The organism is Sphingomonas hankookensis (assembly GCF_028551275.1).
In the GTDB taxonomy this organism is placed as follows: domain Bacteria; phylum Pseudomonadota; class Alphaproteobacteria; order Sphingomonadales; family Sphingomonadaceae; genus Sphingomonas; species Sphingomonas hankookensis_A.
On sequence record NZ_CP117025.1, the window covers coordinates 2,714,112 to 2,732,947 of the forward strand.

Consider the following 18,836-nt stretch of genomic DNA (forward strand, 5'->3'; position numbering starts at 1 on the left):
GATGGGCGGGCCGAACCGCACCACGTTCAGGGGAGTTTTCGCATGAGAGGCCATCTTCTCGGCAATCTGGCGCGCAGCGCTTCGGGCATCGCGATCGCCGCGCTGCTCATCACGCCCGGCATCGCCGCCGCGCAGACCGACGATACCGCCGCCAATGCCCAGCCGGGTGCCACCGAAGGCGCCACCGGCAGCACCGTCCAGCAGACCGGACAGCACCCGGCGCAGGAAGGTGACGAAATCGTCGTCACCGGCATCCGCGCCTCGCTCAACCGCGCCATCGATATCAAGCGCAACTCGGCCGGCGTCGTCGACGCGATCAGCGCAGAGGATATCGGCAAGTTCCCCGACACCAACCTCGCCGAGTCGCTGCAGCGCATCACCGGCGTGTCGATCAATCGCGTGAACGGCGAAGGATCGCAGGTTTCGGTCCGCGGCTTCTCCGGCGGCTTCAACCTCGTCACGCTGAACGGACGCCAGTTGCCCGCGTCCAACGTCGACACCAGCGGTGCGGGCGATTTCGCCCGCGGCACCGGCCGCTCGTTCGACTTCCAGAACCTGGCCTCGGAAGGCGTATCGGCGCTGGAGGTGTACAAGACCGGCCGCGCGTCGATCCCTTCGGGTGGTATCGGCGCGGCGATCAACGTCGTCACCCGCAAGCCGCTGGAATCGCGCGAGGACGGCGTGACCGGATCGTTCGGCGCAAAGGCGCTGCACGACGTGAGCACGATGCAGGGCGAAGGCGCCCGCGTCCTTCCCGAAGTGTCGGGCCTGATGAGCTGGCGCAACGACGCCCGCACCTTCGGCCTGTCCGTGTTCGGCAGCTATCAGCGCCGCGACAGCACCTCGGCCCAGAGCGCACCCAATTATTTCACCGTGGTCCCGACCGCCGATGTGCTCAATCCCGCTGGCCCGTATGTCAACGGCCAGACCCAGATCGAGAACCGGCCGACCACGCCGTTCACGCTGATCCCCAACGACAGCCGCTACCAGTTCTCCGAAAACAAGCGCGAGCGTATCAACGGCCAGGCCGTGTTGCAGTTCGCGCCGACCGAAGGGCTGACCTTCACCGCCGACGCGCTGTTCGCGCAGAACCGGCTGGAGGAGCAGCGCAGCGAGCAGACCAACTGGTTCAACCGCCCGTTCGGCCGCATCGTCTTCAACGGCAACGACGTGATCGCCACGCCCGATTTCATCTCGGAATCGATCAACGGCGTGAAGGACCAGGGCTTCGAACAGCAGTTCCGCGCCACCAAGACGCAGCTTCAGTCCTATGGCCTGAACGGCAAGTGGCAGATGACCGACACGCTGTCGCTGAACCTCGATGGCTATCACGCCGTCTCGCGTTCCACCCCCGATGCGCCCAACGGCACCTCGGCCACATTGGTGTCGCTCGGCGCACCGGTGATCGACAGCCAGGCGATCGACTATAGCAGCGGCTTCCCCCGCGTGACGCAGACGATCAACGACCGCATCAACGGCAACGGCAACGGCGTGCTCGACATCGGCGATCTCGGCACGCAGATCGCCCGCACCAACGCCGCGACGCAGCGGCAGCGGATCAACGGCGGTCGCGCCGATCTCGGCTGGGATCTGGGCGGCGGCAGCCGCTTCGATTTCGGCGGTACGTACACCGATTCGGTCATGACCAGCGCGCGGGTGCAGACGCAGCAGCAGCTGGGCGACTGGGGCATCACCGATCCGGGCATCGTGCAGCGCCTCGCGTCGAACGTGGTCAAGACCTTCTGCCTCGACTGCAAGTTCGACCGCTTCAACACCGCCGACGTCAAGCGCACCGCCTTCCGCGGCAACGCCGTCGTGCTGAACGACATCTTCTCGAACTTCTACGCCGCCAACCCGATCAACACGACCGCCAATGATTACGACCGCGTCGGCGAAACCGTGTGGGGCGTGTACGGCCAGATCACGTGGAAGGGCGAGATTGCCAGCCGCACCGCCAACCTGCTGTTCGGCACGCGCTACGAAGAGACGAAGGTCCGCTCGACCGCGTTGCAGGCAACCCCGTCGGCGATCAAATGGGATGCCGACAACGACTTCTCGTCGGTGATCTCCAACTCGGTGTCGACCGTGTCGCAGCGGGGCAATTACCAGAATTTGCTGCCCGCGATCGACTTCAACATCGAGGTGTTCGACAATTTCGTCGCCCGCGCCTCGGCCAGCCGCACGCTCGCCCGGCCGGATTACGGCAACCTGTTCGCGTCGACCACCGCTGGTGCGCCGACCCGTCCAACGGCACTGGGTGGCCGTCCGACCGGCAACTCGGGCAATGCCGGGCTGCTGCCGCTGGTTTCCGACAATTTCGACCTGTCGGTGGAATGGTATTACAAGCCGTCGAGCTATGTCTCGGTCGGCTTCTTCGACAAGCGGGTGCGCAACTTCATCGGCACGGGCGTGTTCAACCGCACCCTGTTCGACCTGCGCGATCCGTCGTCGGGCGCCGCCGGCACCCGTTCGGGCATTGCCGCCGACCGGCTGCGCGCGCTCGCCGCCGACCTCAGCGACGTCAACCTGTTCACCTATACCGCGCTGCTCCAGCAAAATGGCGGCAACACGGCGCAGGCGGATGCGACGTTCCAGGCGAACCGCAACGCCGGCGGTGCGCTGAACCAGGGGTTCGTCGACTCGATCCTGCAGGCGGTCGACATTTACGGCAACACGCAGGACCCGCTCTACAATTTCGCGGTGTCGCAGCCGGTCAACAACCGCGACGGCCATATCTATGGCTTCGAGCTGGCCGGACAGCATTTCTTCGGCAATACCGGCTTCGGCGTGCAGGCGTCGTATACCAAGGTGTATGGCGACGTGAATGCCGACATCGCCGCCGACCCCAGCGTCAACGTGTTCGCGCTGACCGGTCTGGGCGACAGCGCCAACGGGTCGATCATCTACGACAAGAGCGGCCTGTCGGCGCGCGTGACGTACAACTGGCGCGACAAGTTCCTCGCCGCGACCAATCAGGGCGACAGCCGCAACCCGCTGTTCGTCGCGCCGTTCGGTACGCTCGACTTCAACATCAGCTACGACCTGAACGACCGCATGGCGCTGTCGATCGAGGGCGTGAACCTGACCAGCGAGCCGCTGGTGCAATATGGGCGCGATCGCAACGCGCTGGTGTTCGCACAGGAACTGAAGCCGCGCTTCCTGCTGGGCGCGCGCTACCGGTTCTGATGCCGGCCAAATGACTGGAAAGGCCAAATGATTGAAAAGGGGCGTCCTTTGCGAAGGATGCCCCTTTTCATCATGCCGCATTGCCCTACCCTGCCGCACGCTTAACGAAAGGTCCGCGTGTCGATGCCCCCCGTGCCCCTTAACAACGTCGATCATCACGACTTGACCGTCCTCGTCGCGCACGGCCAGGCGCATGGCGATGCGGTCAATCAGGCGCTGCTGTTCCCGAATGAATTCGAAGCGGCACAGCGCGATTATCCGATCCTGTTCCGCCGCGACGATCGCGGCGGCATCTATGCCGTGGCGCTGCTCGGCCTCGATCCCGACGACAATCTGTTCCTAGGCAGCGATGGCGGCTGGCACGCCAGCTACGTCCCCGCCGTCCGCCAGCGCGGGCCGTTCCTGCGCGACCGGGAAAGCGGCGCGGTGACGCTCGATCTCGACGATCCGCGCGTTTCGCGCGGCGGCGACGGCAATCCGCTCTATCTGCCGCAGGGCGGCACCGCCCCCTATCTCGCCCATGTCGAAACCGTGCTCGACGTGATCCACGAAGGGCAGCAGATCAATGCCCCGTTGTTCGCGGCATGGCAGGCGGCGGATCTGTTGCGCCCCACCACCATCGAACTCGATCTCGGCGACGGGCAGAGCTGTGCCATCACCGACATCCTCGTCGTCGCCGACGATGCGCTCGACGCGCTGACCGCCGAACAGGTCGCCACCCTCCACGCCAGCGGCGCGCTGCGCGCGGCGTTCATGGCCAGCGCCTCGCTCGACAATATTCCCCGGCTGATCGACCGGCGGCACCAGCGCCACGGCAACTGACCATGGTGCGCGCTGTCCGCAGCATCGATACCGCGCGCCCGGGCAACCTGTCGCTGCCGGAGCTGCTGGAAGCGAACGAGCCGGTCGTCCTGCGCGGCATTGCCTCGCACTGGCCGCTGGTCGCGGCGGGTCGGGCGGGTCCGGCGGCGACCATCGCCTATCTCAAGCAGTTCGACGGCGGGCGCCCCATCGTCGGCTATACCGGCGATCCGGCGATCGGCGGGCGCTTTTTCTACCGCGACGACGGGTCGGGGCTGAACTTCGACGCGGCGCGGGTCGGCTTGTCCGACTATCTCGACCGGATCGCCGCCCATCTCGACGATGCCGAACCGCCGGCCTTCTATATCGGGTCGACCGATCTCGACACCTATCTCCCCGGCCTGCGCCGCGACAACGATCTGGCCGTGCCGCCCCCGCCCCCCGGCCATGCCGCGCCGCTGGCGAGCATCTGGATCGGCAACCGCACCATCGCCGCGACCCATTACGACCTGTCGAACAACCTCGCCGTCTGCCTCGTCGGGCAACGCCGCTTCACCCTGTTCCCGCCCGATCAGGTCGCGAACCTCTATCCCGGCCCGCTGGAGCCGACGCCCGGCGGACAGGTGGTGAGCATGGTCGACCTGCGCACGCCCGACCTCGACCGCTACCCGCGCTTCGCCAAAGCGCTCGCCAATGCGCAGGTGGCCGAGCTCGAGCCGGGCGACGTCCTCTTCTACCCCGCCTTGTGGTGGCACAATGTCGAGGCGCTGGGACGCTTCAACGTCATGATAAACTATTGGTGGAACGACGCTCCCGCCTTCGCCGACAGCCCGATGACGACCTTGCTCCACGCGATGCTGTCCTTGCGGGAACGCCCGGCGGCCGAGCGGGCGGCGTGGGCTGCGATGTTCGACCATTACATCTGGAGCGGCGGCGACGATGCCCGCGACCACCTGCCCCCTGAAATGCAGGGCGACCTCGCCCCGCTCGACCCGACCGCCGCCCGACGGCTGCGCGCGAAACTGTTGCAAAGGCTGAACCGATGACGCGCAAACGGATCGTGATCGCTGGCGGCGGCACTGCCGGCTGGCTGGCGGCGGCGCTGCTGACGCGGCAGCTGGCCGGGCTGGTCGACGTCACGCTGGTCGAATCCGAAGCGATCGGCACGGTCGGCGTCGGCGAGGCGACCATCCCCACCATCCGCAGCTTCCATGCGCTATTGGGCCTCGACGAACGCGATTTCATGGCGGCGACCGGGGCGAACTTCAAACTGGGCATCGCCTTTGAAGGCTGGGCGCGCGCCGGCGACCGCTACATCCATTCGTTCGGCGAGGTCGGTCGGTCGACCTGGATGGGCGATTTCCAGCATTTCTGGCTGGAGGCGCGCGAACAGGGCGGGGCGGCGGACATCGGCGCCTATTGCCTCGAACACGAAGCCGCCGATGCCGGGCGCTTCCTCGGTGGTCCCGACACCCCGCTCAACTATGCCTATCATTTCGACGCCGGCCGTTACGCCGCCTATCTGCGCGAACGCAGCGAGGCGCAGGGCCTGACGCGGATCGAGGGCAGGATCGCCCGCGTCGAACGCGACAGCGACAGCGGCGACATCGCCGCGCTGGTGCTGGACGACGGGCAACATATTGCCGGAGACATGTTCCTCGACTGCACCGGCTTCCACGCCCTCCTGATCGAACAGACGCTGGGCGTGGGGTTCGAGGATTGGGGTCATTGGCTGCCCACCGACCGTGCGCTGGCGGTGCAGACCAGGGCAACCGGCCCGGCCGTTCCCTATACCCGCGCCATCGCCCATGACGCCGGCTGGCGCTGGCAGATCCCGCTGCAGCACCGTATCGGCAACGGCCTCGTCTACAGTTCGCGTCACCTTGGCGACGATGCCGCACGCGACCGGCTGATGGCCTCGGTCGAGGGGCAGGCGCTGATCGAACCGCGCCTGATCCGCTTCCGCACCGGGCGGCGGCTGGCGATGTGGGAACGCAATTGCGTCGCACTCAGCCTGTCGAGCGGGTTCGTCGAACCGCTCGAATCGACCAGCCTGCATCTGGTTATGATCGCGCTCACCCGGCTGGTACAGCTGCTGCCTTTCGGCCATCTAGGTGCCGCCGCCCGCAACCGCTTCAACGACCAAGCTCGGCGCGAGATCGAAGCGGTACGCGACTTCGTTCTGCTCCATTACCACCTCAACGAGCGCCCCGAACCCTTCTGGCGCGAACGGAAAGAAATTCCCCCACCCGATAGCCTCGCCGAGCGTATCGCGCTGTTCGCCGAAGGCGCGCATACCTATCAGTCGTCCGACGACCTGTTCCGCACCGGTTCGTGGACGCAGGTGATGCTGGGCCAGCGCCTGACGCCTGCCGCATGGCATCCGCTTGCCCGGGCGATGCCACCGGGCGAGCTGGGCACGGTGCTGCGCGGGCTACAGTCGAATATCGCCGCCACCGTCGCACGGCTGCCGACGCATCAGCAGTTTCTCGACAGCTATTGCCTCAGCCGGGAGTAGGCGCGGTTCAGTCGCCGGCGCGCCGATACGGATTGTAGATATGGGACAGCCAACCGGCCAGATGCTGCGGGACCGGTGCCACCGTACCGCGCGGGCGCCGGGCGGCGGCGATGTCGATCCGCCCCTTGTCGAACAGCAGGCCGGCGCGGCCGTCCCGCGTCCAGCGAACCCGCCCTTCGAGATGATGGAGCTGTCCCATCGTCACCAGCACCCGCCCGTCCGGCGGCAGCTGTACCGGATCGTCGATGCAGGCGCCGGCCTCCGACAGGTTGCGCACCCGGCATTCGACCACCTGATCGCGCAATTCGACACGCGCGGTCAGCAGCACGCTGTCCCGGCGCGGGCGCGGGGGGAACGGACCGGTCGACGAATCGCTCATGGGAGCGATGCTATCCGGCAGGCCGCTAATATCCGGTTAAATCGCGACACATTCGCGGAAATTGGTGCCCCTGGCCGGGCTCGAACCAGCACTCCTTTCGGAATCCGATTTTGAGTCGGACGCGTCTACCAATTTCACCACAGGGGCACGAAGGGCGCGTTAGCCGAAGCGACACGCCCTCGCAACCGTCATGAAAACACTTGGTCGATGTCCGCGCTGCCATAGGGGTCCTTGGGATCGGGCCCGAACCGGTTGGGACCGCGCGTGCCTTCGGTCACATAGAGCACGAACAGCCAGATCCACCCGATGATCGGCAGGAACACCAGCAGCATCCACCATGCCGACCGGTCGGTATCGTGCAACCGGCGAAAGGTGACGGTGAAGCTCGGGATCAGCAGCGCGAGGCTGGTAAGGCCGTTGATCGGACCGGTGCTGTCCCAATCGAAGCCCAGCACCCGGTCGACGATCGTCGTCGCGATGCCGACCAGGATCGAGAACAGCGTGAACATCCAATATTCCTGCCGACGCGAACGGCCACGCACTTCGAAATACCGCTTCAGCGGCAGGATCATCCACTCCATCGCAACGCTCCCTCATCGTTACAGCTACGCAATGTGTTGCAAGCGCGCCCGGACAACGCAATGGCTCAGTTCGTCGGTGCCCGCCGGCGATAGCTCAGCGCCTCCGCGACCTGCCCCCGACCGATCGTATCGGTCCCGGCCAGATCGGCGATCGTCCGGCTGACCCGCAGCACCCGGTGGAACCCCCGCGCCGACAGCCGCATCGCCTCCGCTGCCTGTGCCAGCAGCGCGCGTGCGGGAGCGTCCAGCGCGGCAGCACGCTCCAGCACCGCGCCGTCCGCTTCGGCGTTGGTACGAATGCCATCGGCGGCATAGCGTTCGCGCTGCACGCCACGCGCCGCCGCGACCCGCGCGGCGACCTCGGCCGATCCTTCGGCGGGTGGCGGCAGGACGAGGTCGGCGGCACTCACCGCCGCCATTTCGATGGCAAGGTCGATGCGATCCAGCAGCGGGCCGGACACCTTCGCCTGATAATCGGCGGCACAGCGCGGCGCCCGCGCACAGGCGAGCGCCGGATCGCCCAGATGGCCGCAGCGGCACGGGTTCATCGCCGCGATCAGCTGCACCCGCGCCGGAAAGGTGACATGCGCATTGGCCCGCGCCACGCTGACCTCGCCGGTCTCGAGCGGTTGCCTGAGCGAATCGAGCACCGCGCGCTGGAACTCGGGCAGCTCGTCGAGGAACAGCACGCCCAGATGCGCCATGCTGATCTCGCCCGGCTTCACGCGCAGCCCGCCACCGGTCAGCGCCGCCATCGATGCGGAATGATGCGGATGGCGAAAGGGGCGCACCCGCGTCATCCGCCCACCGGTCAGCGTGCCGGCGACCGACTGGACCATCGACACTTCCAGCGCCTCGGCGGCGTCGAGCGGCGGCAATATGCCGGGCAGGCAGGAGGCGAGCAGCGACTTGCCCGCTCCTGGCGGCCCGACCATCAGCAGGTTGTGATTCCCCGCCGCCGCGATCTCCAGCGCGCGCTTGGCCGTCTCCTGACCCTTCACCTGTTGCAGGTCGGTGCCGCTCCACCCGTCCTCGGCACCGCCCGGTTGCGGAGCCGACAGCATCTGCTCGCCCTTCAGATGGTTGAGCAGCGACAACAGGTCGGGCGCGGCGACCACCGACGTTCCGGCCCATGCCGCCTCCGCACCCTGCACCGCCGGACAGATCAGCGCCCGCCCCTCGCCGCTCGCGAGCATCGCCGCGAGCAGCACGCCCGGCGACCCGGCGATTCGCCCGTCGAGGCTCAGTTCGCCGACGATCAGATAGTCGGACAGCGTCTCGGCATCGACCACGCCCATCGCCGCCAGCAGCCCGAGCGCGATGGGAAGGTCGTAATGCGATCCTTCTTTGGGCAGGTCGGCGGGCGACAGGTTCACCGTGATCCGCTTGGGCGGCAGCGAGAGGCCGATCGCAGCGATCGCGGCGCGCACCCGTTCCCGGCTCTCGCCCACCGCCTTGTCGGCCAATCCGACGACGACGAAAGCCGGAACGCCGCTGGCCAGTTGCACCTGCACCTCGACCCGGCGCGCCTCCAGCCCGAGATATGCCGCCGTCGATACGATCGCGACCATGCTGCCCCTGTCCCCATTTCCCCTTGGGTCGTCCATAGCCGCTTTGCCGCCGTAAGGAACGGCCCGTCGTGACCGTCTTGCCAGCGCAACACACGGCTGGCATGGCGAGCTACGATGCAGATTGCGCTGGTGACCCTCGGTGTATTGCTGGTCCTGGTGACGCCGCTGGTCGCGGTGCTGCCGGGTCCGGCCGGCATCTTCACCTTTGCCGCCGGCACCGCGTTGATCTTGCGCAATTCGCGCTGGGCAAGGCACCGTTTCGCCCGCCGGTTGCGGCGGCATCCGCGGCTGCGGGCGCTCACCGACCGCGCGCTGCGCCGCGCCAGCGCCAAACGGCGCCGGATGCGGGCGGGTACGTAACGCTCGGCGTTGACTTGCGCGGCCTCCATGGCTAAGGGACCACCCACGCGGCCGCCGTCACTGGCGGCTTTTTACGTTCTGGCAGTTTTGAATACCCGGGGAATGAGTGATGAAGCGGACTTTTCAGCCGAGCAACCTGGTACGGGCCCGTCGTCACGGCTTCCGCTCGCGCATGGCGACGCCGGGCGGCCGCAATGTGATCCGCGCGCGTCGTGCCCGCGGCCGCAAGAAGCTGTCGGCCTAACCAAAATGCTTCGCCGCCGGGATTATCTGGCGGCGAATGCGGGACGCCGGGCCCCCATGCCCGGCTTCGTTCTGCTGGTGCGTAACCGCAAGGCGGACGAACTGGCCGATACGCCGCCTGGCGCGATGCGAATCGGCATTACCGTATCGAAGAAGGTCGGAAACGCCGTCGTCCGTAACCGGATGAAGCGGCGTTTTCGCGCGCTTGCCGCAGAGCTGCTGCCCGAGCACGGCATTGCCGGTGCCGATCACGTGCTGATCGGCCGGGCGAGCGGGATCGAACGCCCGTTCGACGATCTGAAAGCCGACCTTTCCAAGGCGTTGCGCAAGGTTCGCCGGTGACCGACGCAGGCGACCCCGACCGTCCGGGCATCGCCGCCCGCGCGCTGATGCTGGTCGCGCGCGCGTGGCAACTGGGTCCGTCGCTGATCCTGCCGCCGTCGTGTCGCTATCAACCCTCCTGTTCGGCCTATGCAATCACCGCCCTTGCCCGCTATGGCGCGATCAAGGGGGCGTGGCTGGCCGCCAAACGGATCGCGCGCTGTCACCCCTGGGGCGGGCACGGCCATGATCCGGTGCCCTGAGTCTGCGCCGTAAGGATTGTACGTGAAGAACGACCAGAAGAATTTCCTGCTGTTCGCGGTACTGGCTGCGCTGGTGCTGTTCGGCTGGCCGTACATCGCCAACCATTTCTTCCCGGCCGCCAATCCGCCGGTGACGAAGCTGGAGGACGGCAGAAGCAAGCCCGTCGCCAATCCCGCGACCGATCCTGCCGCCGATACCGCGAACGCGATTCGTGACCGGGCGGTGGTGCTTCGCGAAACCCCGCGCGTGCTGATCGAAACCCCGTCGGTGCGCGGATCGATCAACCTGCGCGGCGGGCGGATCGACGATCTGGTGCTCGTGCGGCACAAGGAAACCATCGCCAAGGATTCGCCCCCCGTCCGGCTGCTGTCGCCATCGGGTACCGCCGATGCCTATTTCGCGCAGTTCGGCTGGAGCGGCACCGGCATCACTCCGCCGCCGGCCGACGCGCTGTGGACCGCGTCGGGCGCGAAGCTCACCCCGACCACCCCCGTCACGCTCACGACGCAGGCGGGCAGCCAGCGCTATTTGATGCAGATTTCGGTCGACAACGACTATATGTTCACCGTGCGCCAGAGCATCGTGAACACCGGCGCGCAGCCGGTGCAGGTCGCGACCTATGGCCTGCTCAGCCGTCGCGGCTCGCCGGTCGACAAGGACACGATGACGATCCAGGTCGGCCCGATCTACGAAGCGGGCAACGGCGTGAAGTTCGACGTCGATTACAAGGATATCGACGCCGCCCCCACGACCTTCAACGCGAAGGGCGGCTGGCTGGGCTTCACCGACCATTACTGGATGACCGCGCTGATCCCGGATCAGAACGCGCAGCACGGCCTGTCGCTCAAGGGCGCCGACCAGCGCCATCAGGCCGACTATCGCTCGCCGACCCTCGCTACGCTCAACCCGGGCCAGGCGATGACGCAGAGTGCGCGCTTCTTTGCAGGGGCAAAGGAGAACAAGGTCCTCAACGCCTATGAGGAACAGGGCGTGCCCTATTTCTCGCGGTCGATCGACTGGGGCTGGTTCCGCGTCGTCGAGGAACCGATCTTCGTCTATCTCGACTGGCTGTTCCGCATGGTCGGCAATTTCGGCGTGGCGATCATCCTGCTGACGCTCACCATCCGCGGCCTGATGTTCCCGATCGCCCAGCGCCAGTTCGCGTCGATGGCGGCGATGCGCGCGATCCAGCCCAAGCTGAAGGTGCTGCAGGAACGCTACAAGGACGACAAGCCACGCCTCCAGCAGGAGATGATGGCGTTGTACAAGACGGAAAAGGTGAACCCGGTCGCCGGCTGCCTGCCGACGCTGATCCAGATTCCGATCTTCTACGCGCTGTACAAGGTGCTGTTGCTGACCATCGAAATGCGGCACCAGCCGTTTGTCGGCTGGATCAAGGATCTGTCGGCACCCGATCCGGCGACGATCCTGAACCTGTTCGGCTATCTCGACTTCACCCCGCCGCACTTCCTGGCGATCGGCATCGTGCCGGTGCTGCTCGGCATCTCGATGTACTTCCAGTTCAAGCTGAACCCGGCACCGATGGACGACATGCAGAAGCAGGTCTTCGGGCTGATGCCGTGGGTGCTGATGTTCATCATGGCGCCGTTCGCGGTCGGCCTGCAGGTCTACTGGATCACGTCGAACCTGCTGACCATCGCACAGCAGCAACTGCTCTATTCGCGGCATCCGGCGCTCAAGCAGGCGCCGGCCAAGTGAACGACCTGCCACCCCCGCCGCCGGGCGACGACCGCTTCGATCCAGACCAGATCGAAGCGGCGCGCAAGATCTTTGCGGGCCCGATCCAGTTCCTGAAATCGGCACCGTCGCTCGACCATCTGCCGTCGCCAGACGTGCCGGAGATCGCGTTCGCCGGCCGATCGAACGTCGGCAAGTCGTCGCTGCTCAACGCGCTGACCGGCCGCACTTCGCTCGCGCGCACCTCGGTTACGCCGGGGCGGACGCAGGAGCTGAACTTCTTCGACATCGGGCAGCCGCTGAAACTGCGGCTGGTCGACATGCCCGGATACGGGTTCGCCAAGGCGCCCAAGGACATGGTCCGCAAGTGGCGCTATCTGGTGAACGACTATCTGCGCGGGCGGCAGGTATTGAAGCGCACACTGGTCCTGATCGATTCGCGCCACGGCATCAAGGATGTCGATCGCGAAGTGTTCGAGATGCTGGACAAGGCGGCGACCAGCTACCGCATCGTCCTGACCAAGACCGACAAGATCAAGGCGACCGAGTTGGACGCCGTGTACGCGGCGGTGGGCGACGAGGTCCGCAAGCGTCCGGCCGCGCATCCCGACGTCATCTCGACGTCGAGTGAAAAAGGCATGGGCATCGCCGAACTGCGCGCGGCGGTGATCGAATCGATCGGGTGACCTACCGTCATTCCGGCGCAGGCCGGAATCCATGGATGGGGTAAGGTCGCGATAAACCGCGAACACCCGACACAATGGATCCCGGCCTGCGCCGGGATGACGGCAGAAATCATTTACCCCGACTTCGACACAAACAACCCCGCCCCCAGCGCCACCGCCCCGACCGACAACGCGCACGCCACGATCATCAGCAACCCGTCGCGCACCAGCAGCGCGATGCCGAACGCCATGATCGCCGCCATCGGCGCGGTGCTGGCGAAGGGCAGCAGTTCCAGCGGCGGCACGGTCAGGCACAGCAGCACTACCGCCACCCCGGCGACCTTGACCATCGGCCCCTTGGTCAGCGCCGGTAGCCGCCCGTGAAACCATTTGTCCATCCGCTTGGCGATCGGCCGCGTCTTGTCGGCGACCTTGACCAGCTTTTCGCCCTTCAGCCCACGATTGGCGAGGAAGCCCGGCAACCACAGATGCTTGCGGCCGAGGATCAACTGAACGGCAAGCAGGATCATCACCACCGCCATTGCCGTCGGCAAGCCGGGAATGCCGCCGACCGGCGAAATGTCGATCAGCGGAAAGATGATGAAGAACGGGCCATAGGCACGCTGGCCCAGCGCCTCCAGCATGTCGCCCAGCTTCGCTTTCTCGGCACCGGCCTGCTCGCCCAGTTCCTTCAACCGGTCAAGCACCTCGCCCACGCTATGCGGATCGCCGCCTTTTTCGTTTTCCGCCATGGATTTGCCAACGGATCGTTCCGCCCCCGGTTCCAATCGCTCGACACGGGCGCCGTCGCATGGCACCACCCGCGCCCATGCTGAAGCTCATCATCGGGAACAAGGCCTATTCCTCCTGGTCGCTGCGCGGCTGGCTGGCGGCCAAGCTGTCAGGCCTGCCGTTCGAGGAGGTCGTCGTGCCGCTCTACGACGCCGACTGGGACAAACGCCGCGAAGGCGACGAATTCGCGCCGTCGTCGGGCAAGGTGCCGATCCTGTGGGACGGCGACGACATCGTCGTGTGGGACAGCCTGGCGATCGTCGAATATCTCAACGAGAAATCGGGCGGCGACAAATTCTGGCCGGCCGACCCGGCGGCGCGCGCCATGGCCCGGTCGATGGCCGCCGAAATGCATTCGGGCTTCGCGCCGCTACGCCGCAAGCACAGCATGAACGTCCGCCAGGTCTATGATCCGACCCAACCCGACGACGACGTCGCCGCCGACCTTTCGCGCATCTACGAGCTATGGGCACAGGCCCGCGCCCGCTTCGGCCAGGGTGGCGACTATCTGTTCGGCGAATTCGGCGCGGCCGACATCATGTTCGCGCCGGTCGCGACGCGGATCGTCACCTATTCGCTGCCCTGCCCGCGCTTCGCGATGGGCTATATCATCACCCTGTTGCAGCACCCATGGATGCAGGACTGGATCGCCAGCGCCCAGGAAGAAGACTGGGTCCTCGAACAGTACGAACAGCCGGTGAAATAAGCTCCTCCCCGGCACGGGGAGGATTTTCAGGCCAGAAACCCCGCGATCGCGTCGCCCAGTTCCTTCTTCACCACCGCGCTCATGTGGTTGCCGGGTGTCTCGATCAGCCGCGCATCGGGCAACAAGTTGGCCAGCGCGGCGTGGCTGCCATTATCGTCGTCCTCCTCGCCCGCCAGCACCAGCACCGGCTGCCGAATACCGGCCAGTTCCTCGCGCGAGGTGTCGACGAACGTTTCGAGGATGCCGAGCAGCGCCACCGGATCGCCTCCGGTGGTCTTCAGGAACGCCTCCGCCATCCATTCCGGCGACCCGCGCTCGAAGCTGCCGAGATTGGTCAGGATGCGCCGGAAATGCGCCGCGCGCCGCCCGGTGTCGAGCAACCCTTCCAGCCCCATGCCGCTCAGCACCAGCCTGCCCGGCGTCGCGCCCATCGTTACCATCCGCACCGCCGTCCGCGCGCCGAGCGAATAGCCGCCCAGGTCATAGTCGGTCAGCCCGAGATGCGCGATCAGCGCCATGCCGTCCTTCGCCAGCGCATCGGGCGGATAGGCGGCGGCGTCGTGCGGCCGGGCGCTCGCCCCATGCGCGCGCAGATCGGGCATGATGACCCGTCGACCGAGCGCCGCGACCTTCGCCGCATGGCCGTACTTGATCCAGTTGGTCTGCGCGTCGCTGAAATAGCCGTGGATCAGCACGACCGGCCGCCCCTCACCTATTTCGGCCCAGGCGATCTCGACCCCGTCGAAGCTCGCGAAACGATGGGTGGTGACAGGGGGCTGGGTCACGATCATGCAGTCCTTGGCCGGAATTTCGCGAAGGGCTATGCGCGGACCGATCCCGCCTGTCGAGCCGGGCGTCGCGCATTTGCCGCTTCACCAGCGCGTGAAACCAAGTTAGTATCCCAAGCAACAAAAGAACAAGCGGAAGAGGATGCCGGCCAGCCCGGAGACCACCGCCATCAATCCCGCCCTGCCCCATAACGGCGTACCGCACAGCCGATCCGAAGATGTCTATGCGATCATCGTCGGCTGCGTGATGATCGCGCTGGGCCTCGCCATGCTGCGCGCCGCCGGACTGGTGACCGGCGGCATCGCCGGGGTGGCGTTGCTGGTGTCCTATCTCGTGCCGCTGCCGACCGGCGTGCTGTTCACGCTGATCAACATTCCCTTCTTCCTGTTCGCGCGCGCGGCGATGGGGTCGCGCTTCATGTGGCGCACCATCGCGGTCAATGGCGGCATCGCGCTGTTTTCGACGATGGCGCGCTACGGCTTTCGCATCGTCGAGGTGCATCCGGCCTTCGCCGCGGTCGCGGGCGGTACGGTGATCGGCATGGGCATCCTCGCGCTGGCGCGGCACGATGCCGGCGTCGGCGGGACCGGCGTGGTGACGCTGTGGCTGCAACGCACGCGCGGGTGGAATGCGGGGCGGACGCAGATCGCGATCGACCTCGCCATCCTTGCCGCGTCCTTCGCGGTCGTCGCCCCGGTACAGGTCGCCTGGTCGGCGCTCAGCGCGGCGGCGATCAGCGGCATCCTGATCGCGTGGCACCGGCCGGGACGCTACACCGGCTATTGACGGGTCAGGCGGCGATGGCCGTCAGCTGATCGTTCTCACGCAACATGGCCGATGCGCGTTCGGTGGCGTGGCGGATATCCTCGGCCAGCGACTTCACCTCGCGCGCGACCACGGCAAAGCCGCTCCCCGCCTCACCCGCGCGCGCCGCCTCGATCGCGGCGTTCAACGCGACCAGCCGCGTCTGCGCGGTGATATCGCCGATCGAGGTGACGATCGCCGCCAGTTGCGTCATCAGCAGCCGCAGCGCCTCCGCCTGCTGCTCCAGCCGCGCCTGAAACCGCTGCCCCTCGTCGAAGCGTGCCTGCACTTCGCGTTCCAGCAGCACCTGCCGCGTCAGGTCGGTCGCGATCTTGACGATCGAGGTCGGTTGGCCGCGACCGTCGAGGATCGGGTTGTAGGTCGCCTGCAACCACACATCATGGCCCTGCCGGTCGATCCGCCGGTACAATCCGCTGTCGAACGCGCCCTCGCCCAGCTTGTGCCAGAATTGCGCATAATGCGCGGAAACGCCATCTTCCGTCCGACAGAAAATCCGGTGATGCCGGCCGCGTATCTCCGGCAGGCCATATCCCATGACGTCGAGGAACAGATCGTTGGCCCACAGGACGGTGCCGTCCAGCCCGAAATGGACCACCGCCTGCGACCGGCAGATCGCCTCCCACGCACCGTGATACAGCGCGCTATCCTGGATGAACTGCGTGTCCATGCACACATCATGCGCGCATAGCGTTAAGGACGACTTAGGAAATCGGAACGGCTTCCGAAAAACAACGGTACGTCAGGTACGTAGCGCGCCGCGGCCGCCGCGGAAGCCGCGCCCGGTCAATCCTTCTTCAGGTGCCGGCGACCCAGCAGCTCCGCGATCTGCACCGCGTTCAGCGCGGCGCCCTTGCGCAGATTGTCGCTGACGCACCACAGGGCCAGGCCGTTCTCGACGGTCGAATCCTCGCGCACGCGGCTGACATAGGTCGCGAAGTCGCCGACGCATTCGATCGGAGTTGCGTATCCGCCGTCCTCACGCTTGTCGACCAGCATGATGCCGGGCGCCTCGCGCAGGATCTTCTGCGCATCCTCGGCCGACAGCTCGTTTTCCAGCTCGATATTGATCGCTTCCGAATGGCCGACGAACACGGGAACGCGAACGCAGGTCGCGGTCACCTTGATCTTGGGATCGAGGATCTTCTTGGTCTCGACCACCATCTTCCACTCTTCCTTGGTCGACCCGTCGTCGAGGAAGCTGTCGATGTGCGGGATCACGTTGAACGCGATCTGCTTGGTGAACTTCTTGGGCTCTGCCGAGTCACCGACGAAGATGTTGCGGCTCTGTTCGAACAGCTCGTCCATCCCCGCCTTGCCCGCGCCCGACACCGACTGGTAGGTCGCGACGACGACGCGCTTGATCGTGGCGGCATCGTGCAGCGGCTTCAATGCCACGACCATCTGCGCGGTCGAGCAATTGGGGTTGGCGATGATGTTGCGCGTCTTGTACCCGTCGATCGCCTCCGGGTTCACTTCCGGCACGATCAGCGGAACGTCGGGGTCCATGCGGTACAGCGACGAATTGTCGATCACCGTGCAGCCGGCGGCGGCGAACTTGGGCGCATAGACCTTGGTCGCCTCGCTGCCGATCGCGAACAGCGCCATGTCCCATCCGGTCGGATCGAAATGCTCGATATTCTGGATCTTGTACTGCTTACCGGTCTCGCCGAAATCGGCCATGTCGCCGGCCGAGCGCGACGATGCCAGCACCGCCAGATCGTCGATCGGAAACTCGCGCTCCGCCAGGATGTTTAGCATTTCGCGCCCGACATTGCCGGTCGCGCCCGCGACGACTACCCGATACCCCACTTGCATACTCCGCGTTCTTAACTTGCGCGAACGCATAGTCGCCTTGCAAGAAAAGTCCAGCGGTTCGCGGATCACGGTCAGCTCCTGCGCCGCTCTTGCCTGGGGATCGGTGGCGCGTGCATGATCCCGGCCGGAGCGGAGGACAAGGCTGAATGCAACACCCAAGGCGTTTTATCTCAGCGACATTCCGGCGGTCATGCGGCGCGAGCAATGGCCGATTGGCGCAGCATTGATGGATCGCTGGTTCGCAGCGAAGGCCTGGGCCATGCCGACAGCCGTCAAGCGCGGCCAGCAACCAGCGCCGCCGCGTGCCGTCGATACCACCACCGTCACGATGGCATGGGCAATGGCGGTGCCGCGCTTCGCCGCTGCCCAACGCCGGCTGCTGGCAACATGGTCGCGTGGTGAGCGGCTCGGTCCCAGTCCGGGCGAAGTCGTGCGCAGGTCCTGCGGTGGATGCGCATCTACCGTGTCGCCGGTGATCGCTCGTTCCGCTTCGGCGACCTGAGACGGCGGGTCCCGGTCATCGACATGGACTGCGCGATCAACCGCGAGGTGGTCGACAGCGCCTGGTATGGCGCCGCCGACGATTTCTACGCCGCGTTCGGCAGCGCGCTGGTACGGCTGGCAGTCAGCGGCATGGTCGAACCCGTATCCGGCGGCTAGCGGGTGAGCATCGATCAGGTCGGTACCTACCTGCGTGACTCTTACGATTTCAACGGCAACCAGCCGCTGGGCAGCTGGGGTCCGGGCGGCCTTTTGCGCGTCGCGCTACTCGCACCGGCCATCGAAGTAGAGGTCCGCAAGCAACCCTCCTCTTTCCGACAGGGGTTTGCCTGTTTCCCGGTCAGCAACGACCCGTTCCGGCAATATCGTGGCGTTACGGACATGGGCGGGGACTTCATGATCTATTCGGACATACGCGGGCAGCGACTGGCCCAGCCCGTCACCGTCATGGTGCCACGATGAGCCGGCGGCCGTGGCGTGCGCCGGTAGTCGCGATCGCCTTCGTTGCGGGCACCGCAGTCGGCGCGACTGCCGGACTGCATTGGGCGACGCCGGGTGCCCTGATCGACATCGAAACCTCACCCGACCAGAAAGAACGGGTCGAGCTCTATCGCCCGGATCGCTGGCAGCAGCTGACGGGCCACAATGCAAACGACTATGCCATCGCCCGCCTGTCCTCGACCGCCGACGGCACGATCCTCGCCACCAGTCCGCCCTTCTACCTCGACGGATCGGGCGCGACGCGGTGGTCGCCCCGCGCGGTCGAGATCGGCGTCGCCGCCCGGTACGACCGGGCGACGGGCCGATGGTCGGTGCAATAG

23 protein-coding genes and 1 tRNA gene are annotated in these 18,836 nt (G+C 66.3%); 16 read left to right on the forward strand and 8 right to left on the reverse strand.

What is annotated here, in order from left to right; translation table 11 throughout:
• Positions 1–42 precede the first annotated feature (42 nt).
• The 4 genes from PPZ50_RS12885 to PPZ50_RS12900 all read left to right on the forward strand — a co-directional run bounded on the left by PPZ50_RS12885 (position 43) and on the right by PPZ50_RS12900 (position 6,505).
• Positions 43–3,186, forward strand: coding sequence for a TonB-dependent receptor (locus PPZ50_RS12885; RefSeq protein WP_084401832.1), 3,144 nt, complete (start codon positions 43–45; stop codon positions 3,184–3,186).
• 123 nt (positions 3,187–3,309) lie between these two features.
• Positions 3,310–4,008, forward strand: a complete 699-nt coding sequence (locus tag PPZ50_RS12890) for a SapC family protein (RefSeq protein WP_066694560.1) — start codon at positions 3,310–3,312, stop codon at positions 4,006–4,008.
• Between the two features lie 2 nt (positions 4,009–4,010).
• The gene (locus tag PPZ50_RS12895; protein ID WP_066694161.1) at positions 4,011–5,033 is read left to right on the forward strand and encodes a cupin-like domain-containing protein; all 1,023 of its coding nucleotides are present in this window, start codon (positions 4,011–4,013) and stop codon (positions 5,031–5,033) included.
• The gene (locus PPZ50_RS12900) at positions 5,030–6,505 is read left to right on the forward strand and encodes a tryptophan halogenase family protein (protein ID WP_066694163.1); all 1,476 of its coding nucleotides are present in this window, start codon (positions 5,030–5,032) and stop codon (positions 6,503–6,505) included. Before PPZ50_RS12895 ends, PPZ50_RS12900 begins: the two co-directional genes overlap by 4 nt.
• A 7-nt stretch (positions 6,506–6,512) precedes the next feature.
• Here the strand turns inward: PPZ50_RS12900 and PPZ50_RS12905 are convergent, their stop codons facing one another.
• The 4 genes from PPZ50_RS12905 to PPZ50_RS12920 form a co-directional block, all read right to left on the reverse strand.
• Positions 6,513–6,884 (reverse strand): PilZ domain-containing protein, encoded by a 372-nt coding sequence (locus tag PPZ50_RS12905; protein ID WP_066694164.1) that lies wholly within the window; start codon positions 6,882–6,884, stop codon positions 6,513–6,515.
• Between the two features lie 62 nt (positions 6,885–6,946).
• Positions 6,947–7,031, reverse strand: a tRNA-Leu gene (locus PPZ50_RS12910).
• Between the two features lie 41 nt (positions 7,032–7,072).
• Positions 7,073–7,465 (reverse strand): DUF805 domain-containing protein, encoded by a 393-nt coding sequence (locus tag PPZ50_RS12915; protein WP_066694166.1) that lies wholly within the window; start codon positions 7,463–7,465, stop codon positions 7,073–7,075.
• A 65-nt stretch (positions 7,466–7,530) separates the two neighbouring features.
• Positions 7,531–9,036 (reverse strand): YifB family Mg chelatase-like AAA ATPase, encoded by a 1,506-nt coding sequence (locus tag PPZ50_RS12920; protein ID WP_066694185.1) that lies wholly within the window; start codon positions 9,034–9,036, stop codon positions 7,531–7,533.
• Positions 9,037–9,150: 114 nt separating this feature from the next.
• On the opposite strand from PPZ50_RS12920, the gene PPZ50_RS12925 reads away from it, so the two are divergent.
• The 6 genes from PPZ50_RS12925 to yihA all read left to right on the forward strand — a co-directional run bounded on the left by PPZ50_RS12925 (position 9,151) and on the right by yihA (position 12,608).
• Positions 9,151–9,396, forward strand: a complete 246-nt coding sequence (locus PPZ50_RS12925; protein WP_066694187.1) for a hypothetical protein — start codon at positions 9,151–9,153, stop codon at positions 9,394–9,396.
• A 109-nt stretch (positions 9,397–9,505) separates the two neighbouring features.
• Entirely contained in the window at positions 9,506–9,640 is a 135-nt protein-coding gene (rpmH, locus tag PPZ50_RS12930; RefSeq protein ID WP_055760664.1) for a 50S ribosomal protein L34, read from the forward strand.
• A 56-nt stretch (positions 9,641–9,696) separates the two neighbouring features.
• The gene (gene rnpA / locus PPZ50_RS12935) at positions 9,697–9,981 is read left to right on the forward strand and encodes a ribonuclease P protein component (RefSeq protein WP_232308068.1); all 285 of its coding nucleotides are present in this window, start codon (positions 9,697–9,699) and stop codon (positions 9,979–9,981) included.
• Between the two features lie 29 nt (positions 9,982–10,010).
• On the forward strand, positions 10,011–10,223 hold the full coding sequence (yidD, locus tag PPZ50_RS12940) for a membrane protein insertion efficiency factor YidD (protein WP_055818097.1): 213 nt from the start codon (positions 10,011–10,013) through the stop codon (positions 10,221–10,223).
• Positions 10,224–10,245: 22 nt separating this feature from the next.
• Positions 10,246–11,943, forward strand: a complete 1,698-nt coding sequence (yidC, locus tag PPZ50_RS12945) for a membrane protein insertase YidC (RefSeq protein WP_066694561.1) — start codon at positions 10,246–10,248, stop codon at positions 11,941–11,943.
• Positions 11,940–12,608, forward strand: coding sequence for a ribosome biogenesis GTP-binding protein YihA/YsxC (gene yihA, locus PPZ50_RS12950; protein ID WP_066694191.1), 669 nt, complete (start codon positions 11,940–11,942; stop codon positions 12,606–12,608). The genes yidC and yihA overlap by 4 nt, the downstream gene beginning before the upstream one ends.
• 113 nt (positions 12,609–12,721) lie before the next feature.
• Here the strand turns inward: yihA and PPZ50_RS12955 are convergent, their stop codons facing one another.
• Positions 12,722–13,339, reverse strand: a complete 618-nt coding sequence (locus PPZ50_RS12955) for an exopolysaccharide biosynthesis protein (RefSeq protein ID WP_066694193.1) — start codon at positions 13,337–13,339, stop codon at positions 12,722–12,724.
• A 77-nt stretch (positions 13,340–13,416) separates the two neighbouring features.
• On the opposite strand from PPZ50_RS12955, the gene PPZ50_RS12960 reads away from it, so the two are divergent.
• On the forward strand, positions 13,417–14,085 hold the full coding sequence (locus PPZ50_RS12960) for a glutathione S-transferase family protein (RefSeq protein ID WP_066694195.1): 669 nt from the start codon (positions 13,417–13,419) through the stop codon (positions 14,083–14,085).
• 26 nt (positions 14,086–14,111) lie between these two features.
• Here PPZ50_RS12960 and PPZ50_RS12965 read toward each other — a convergent pair whose 3' ends face one another.
• On the reverse strand, positions 14,112–14,870 hold the full coding sequence (locus tag PPZ50_RS12965; protein ID WP_232308069.1) for an alpha/beta fold hydrolase: 759 nt from the start codon (positions 14,868–14,870) through the stop codon (positions 14,112–14,114).
• Between the two features lie 145 nt (positions 14,871–15,015).
• Here PPZ50_RS12965 and PPZ50_RS12970 point away from each other — a divergent pair, with 145 nt between their 5' ends.
• Complete coding sequence (locus tag PPZ50_RS12970; RefSeq protein ID WP_126013677.1) at positions 15,016–15,660, forward strand: YitT family protein; 645 nt, start codon at positions 15,016–15,018, stop codon at positions 15,658–15,660.
• 4 nt (positions 15,661–15,664) lie between these two features.
• Here PPZ50_RS12970 and PPZ50_RS12975 read toward each other — a convergent pair whose 3' ends face one another.
• A complete protein-coding gene (locus PPZ50_RS12975; RefSeq protein WP_066694202.1) occupies positions 15,665–16,366 on the reverse strand; it encodes a methyl-accepting chemotaxis protein in 702 nt (233 codons plus the stop codon).
• Positions 16,367–16,482: 116 nt separating this feature from the next.
• Complete coding sequence (locus tag PPZ50_RS12980) at positions 16,483–17,508, reverse strand: aspartate-semialdehyde dehydrogenase (RefSeq protein WP_066694562.1); 1,026 nt, start codon at positions 17,506–17,508, stop codon at positions 16,483–16,485.
• A 196-nt stretch (positions 17,509–17,704) separates the two neighbouring features.
• Here PPZ50_RS12980 and PPZ50_RS12985 point away from each other — a divergent pair, with 196 nt between their 5' ends.
• The 4 genes from PPZ50_RS12985 to PPZ50_RS13000 are packed head-to-tail and all read left to right on the forward strand — an operon-like array spanning position 17,705 to position 18,836.
• Positions 17,705–18,016, forward strand: a complete 312-nt coding sequence (locus PPZ50_RS12985; RefSeq protein WP_420038520.1) for a DUF6402 family protein — start codon at positions 17,705–17,707, stop codon at positions 18,014–18,016.
• Positions 17,965–18,174: a hypothetical protein gene (locus PPZ50_RS12990; protein ID WP_066694204.1), complete on the forward strand. Its 210-nt coding sequence runs from the start codon at positions 17,965–17,967 to the stop codon at positions 18,172–18,174. The genes PPZ50_RS12985 and PPZ50_RS12990 overlap by 52 nt, the downstream gene beginning before the upstream one ends.
• A gap of 3 nt (positions 18,175–18,177) precedes the next feature.
• A complete protein-coding gene (locus PPZ50_RS12995; RefSeq protein ID WP_066694206.1) occupies positions 18,178–18,477 on the forward strand; it encodes a DUF6402 family protein in 300 nt (99 codons plus the stop codon).
• Positions 18,474–18,836 carry a hypothetical protein gene (locus PPZ50_RS13000; RefSeq protein WP_066694209.1) on the forward strand — a complete coding sequence of 121 codons (363 nt, stop codon included), beginning with the start codon at positions 18,474–18,476 and terminating at the stop codon, positions 18,834–18,836. Before PPZ50_RS12995 ends, PPZ50_RS13000 begins: the two co-directional genes overlap by 4 nt.